The organism is Desulfonatronospira sp. MSAO_Bac3, from assembly GCF_003838035.1.
GTDB lineage: Bacteria > Desulfobacterota > Desulfovibrionia > Desulfovibrionales > Desulfonatronovibrionaceae > Desulfonatronospira > Desulfonatronospira thiodismutans.
The window spans coordinates 1-3,318 of sequence record NZ_QYZY01000151.1 but is presented as its reverse complement, the minus strand read 5'-3'; the positions used below and the strand labels follow the sequence as shown (position 1 = coordinate 3,318).

Genomic DNA, 3,318 nt, shown 5'->3' with positions numbered 1-3,318 from the left:
CATCTCCGACGTGGACGTGGCTCAGGAAATGACCGAGTTCACCAGGAACCAGGTCCTCTCCCAGGGCGCAAACGCCTTGCTGGCCCAGGCCAACACCTTGCCTCAGATGGCCATGCAGCTCATGGGTTAGACCTGAACCAGATAAACCTTTATCCCAAAAGGGCCGGGCCTCCCCGGCCTTTTTTTGTGCATTCAAAACCGGGCTGCAATAGCCTTCGACCCGGCGGCTGAGCATGAAAAAAGCGCTCTGTGCCTACCTTCAAGGAATTCGTCTACCAGCAGTACCTGCCCTACGCCAAGACATACAAACGCAGCTGGGACCAGGACCAGAACATGATCGAGTTGCGCATGATGCGCCTTTGGGGTAGAAAAAGGCTAAGCGAGATCACTACAGCAGACTTAGTTAATTTCCAGAGCGAGCTGGTAAAGGCAGGCCTTAAACCCGGAACCGCCAACAGGTACATGGCCCTGGCAAAGTACATCTTCAACCTGGCCGAACGCTGGCAGGTGATTGACAAGGCCCCTACCCGAAACGCCAGGGAACTAAGCGACCCAGACAGACGCGAGAGATACCTGGCAGACGAGGAAACTTACCGCTTTATCAAGTTGGGGCAATCCATGGCCTTGCCTGCTGCTTGCCCGGATGCGTTGAAGCATGTTTTTCTTTCCACCCCGTACCGGGCCCGCTATGCCCGGCAAAGCATAACCTCTGGAGGCTGTGATGTGGATTGCTGTACCTGTTGTTGCGGCGGCTCTGGCCGGCCTGCTGGTGTTTGCAGCTGTGCACAGCAACCGCAGGCTGTACGAAACAACCTCGCACATTTACCAGCAGCTTGCCGGCCCTGCAAACGGCAGGGTGACTCAAATGCCGCGCGTACTGGGCAAAATGACCGCCCTGGAGCTTCCTGTCCACGACGGGCAGGCCTTTTTGCACATCCTGGACAAGGAAGTCAGCTTTTATGTGCACTCCCCGGAGCTGAAAAACTGCATGCCCTTGTGGATCAACGACAACATGCGCAAAACCCTGGGAAGCTGCAAGTCCGGGGACCCGGATTTTGACAGGGTGTTCAGCGTCTACAAGGGGCCTGATGACAGGGAAAAGCTCCTGGAAAAGTTTGACCGGGACTGCCGCCTGGCCATGCTCCAGCTCAAGGAGCAGGCCTTAAAGCATGCCCGGAACATCTGGGTGGAACTCATCCATGTCCGGCCCAGGGATGATATCTTCATCATAAGAATCAACAACTTCCTGCTGACCAGAAGGGGCATGACCCGGTACCCTGAGGATATTTCAGTCTACCGGGACCTCCTGGACAGATCCATGCAGGTCTACCTGGCCTTCAGACGATCAGCCTGCACCTCTGGGGACTCTCAGGGACAGCAAGGAAGGCTCTGAACGCAGCCGGCCTTTCCGGACCTGGATACTCATGTTCTGTTGCGTGGACATGACTCACCTCGAAAACGGTTGCAGGTTTTAGGAAAAGCAGCATCAGGGACTGCCCGGTAGACAGGGACGCAAGCCTTTGGGCGGGCATGAGAAAATAATCCGGAATCAGAGGTCCGGAACAAGCATCTTGTGTCGCAATAAAAGTTTATTAAGTTTTGCTGCAAATTTCAAGTGCAATCAGAGCTGGATAATTTCCAGACCGGAATGCAGCTGTTCACCATAGTTATGTTACGCTAACCACGCGAACCACGCGAACCACGCGAAGCGCGTGGCAGGACGCGTGGCAGGACGCGTGATTGATTTATCGACTTTTTGCAGATGCATCTTAAGATTTTTTTTACCGTCAAACAGATCCAGGAAAATATGCCGCAGCCCTGGAAGACAGGATTCTGCAGCAGAGGCGGCGCAAATTAAACGCCATAATGGTAAAAACCGGCTAATTCACCGGCACTACCAGGCCCTGGTCATCATTGGCCGGATTGTTCAACCTGAGGCCCACCTTGTGAATCTTCAGGGACCTGCCGGGCACAGGTTCGAATATAGCTTTCAAAAACCTGGGTTCCTGCACGGACTTGTCCAGCCAGAGGCTATAACTGTCCCTGTGCACTATCACCGGCATCCGGTTGTGCAGGGGCTGGACGGCCTCGTTGGCCCGGGTGGTGACAATGGCGCAGGTATAGATCGTTTCCTGAGAATCTGGGTCTTCCAGGTATTCCCATATGCCGGCAAATGCAAACAGGTCGCCCTTTGCCGGCCGGATACAATAGGGCTGTTTTGCCCCCTGTTCCTGCTTTTGCCACTCAAAGAAGCAGCTGGCCGGAATCAGACAGCGGCGCTTCCTGGCCGCCGCTTTGAACGCGGGCTTGTCAAACATGGACTCGGCCCGGGCGTTGATCATTTTGTAATCCCCACCTCCCTGCTTGAACCAATGGGGTTTAAGCCCCCACACAAGCCGGGCGAAACTGCGCTCCCCTTCCCTGCCCTGGCCCACAGCCGGGATGTTTTGGGAAGGAGCGATATTGTAAGCAGGCCTGAAATCAGGTATTTCACCAAGCCTGAATTCTTCTGCAATCTGCCGGGAATCAGCCCACAACCCGAATCTTCCACACATAACCAGTATCTATCCTTTTTATTACTACAGCGAAACTTATAAAACTTTTCAACCTGTCTAAATTGGGGACAGGCACCCCGCACTTATTTTTATTAAATGCTCTTGGTTTTATAGGAAAAAATAAGTGCGGGGAGCCAGTCCCCGGAGGTCAATCATAAGTTTCGCTGTAGTGTTATTTTGTTGAAAACAATTCCTTCAAAGCGTCCTCGGCAACTGAGATGTCAACAGCCAGCCAGACCAGCTCCATGTCCTGAGCAAAAAAATAATGCGCCTGATCATGAGCCAGGGCCATGTATACGGTGTGCTCGTTGACGGTTCTCTGCATGAAATGCGAAAATTCGTGTGAAGTCTCTTCCATCTTTCTGGCCATTTCCTGCTTGGCCTTTACTGCCTCTTCAGGCTCATCATAAAGCGAGACATAATAAGTAGCAGAGTGATCACCGTCACTGTATTCCACTATATAATCCATTCCTGTTGCCACATCCCCCCTGTGCATCCTGTCCACTTTCTTTGATGCCTCTTTACCCTTCATAACCTCTTTTTTTTCCATCCCCAGGATGGACTCCGGCAGCCCTGGTTCATCCGCCAGGGCGGACCAGGGAAATACCCAAGTAATGAGCGCCAGCAGAATCACGGCTGCGCCCCGGACTTTGCCCGCCCCCCTGGAAAAAAACGGTCTTGACTTACAATTGCAGACTGTCCTGCTCATATTCTTTCCTCCATTTGATGGTTCCTCGATGTTGTTGCCTTATTGTTTTAAACT

The 3,318-nt window shown here is 52.9% G+C and carries 4 protein-coding genes; 2 read left to right on the top strand and 2 right to left on the bottom strand.

The genetic code is table 11. The features are described from left to right. On the top strand, window positions 1-130 hold a 130-nt coding region (locus D5S03_RS05290; RefSeq protein ID WP_287042892.1), incomplete at its 5' end, for a flagellin. A gap of 591 nt (window positions 131-721) precedes the next feature. Next, window positions 722-1,393, top strand: coding sequence for a hypothetical protein (locus D5S03_RS05285; protein WP_287042891.1), 672 nt, complete (start codon window positions 722-724; stop codon window positions 1,391-1,393). A gap of 487 nt (window positions 1,394-1,880) precedes the next feature. On the opposite strand, the gene D5S03_RS05280 is transcribed toward D5S03_RS05285, so the two are convergent. Further along, window positions 1,881-2,555 carry an SOS response-associated peptidase gene (locus tag D5S03_RS05280; protein WP_287042890.1) on the bottom strand — a complete coding sequence of 225 codons (675 nt, stop codon included), beginning with the start codon at window positions 2,553-2,555 and terminating at the stop codon, window positions 1,881-1,883. A gap of 172 nt (window positions 2,556-2,727) precedes the next feature. Next, window positions 2,728-3,264 carry a hypothetical protein gene (locus D5S03_RS05275; protein ID WP_287042889.1) on the bottom strand — a complete coding sequence of 179 codons (537 nt, stop codon included), beginning with the start codon at window positions 3,262-3,264 and terminating at the stop codon, window positions 2,728-2,730. Window positions 3,265-3,318: the final 54 nt, after the last annotated feature.

Bases quoted from the DNA above. Each gene is read 5' to 3' on its own strand.
- D5S03_RS05285 (WP_287042891.1), top strand. From the start codon at position 722: ATGTGGATTGCTGTACCTGTTGTTGCGGCGGCTCTGGCCGGCCTGCTG.
- D5S03_RS05280 (WP_287042890.1), bottom strand. From the start codon at position 2,555: ATGTGTGGAAGATTCGGGTTGTGGGCTGATTCCCGGCAGATTGCAGAA.
- D5S03_RS05275 (WP_287042889.1), bottom strand. From the start codon at position 3,264: ATGAGCAGGACAGTCTGCAATTGTAAGTCAAGACCGTTTTTTTCCAGG.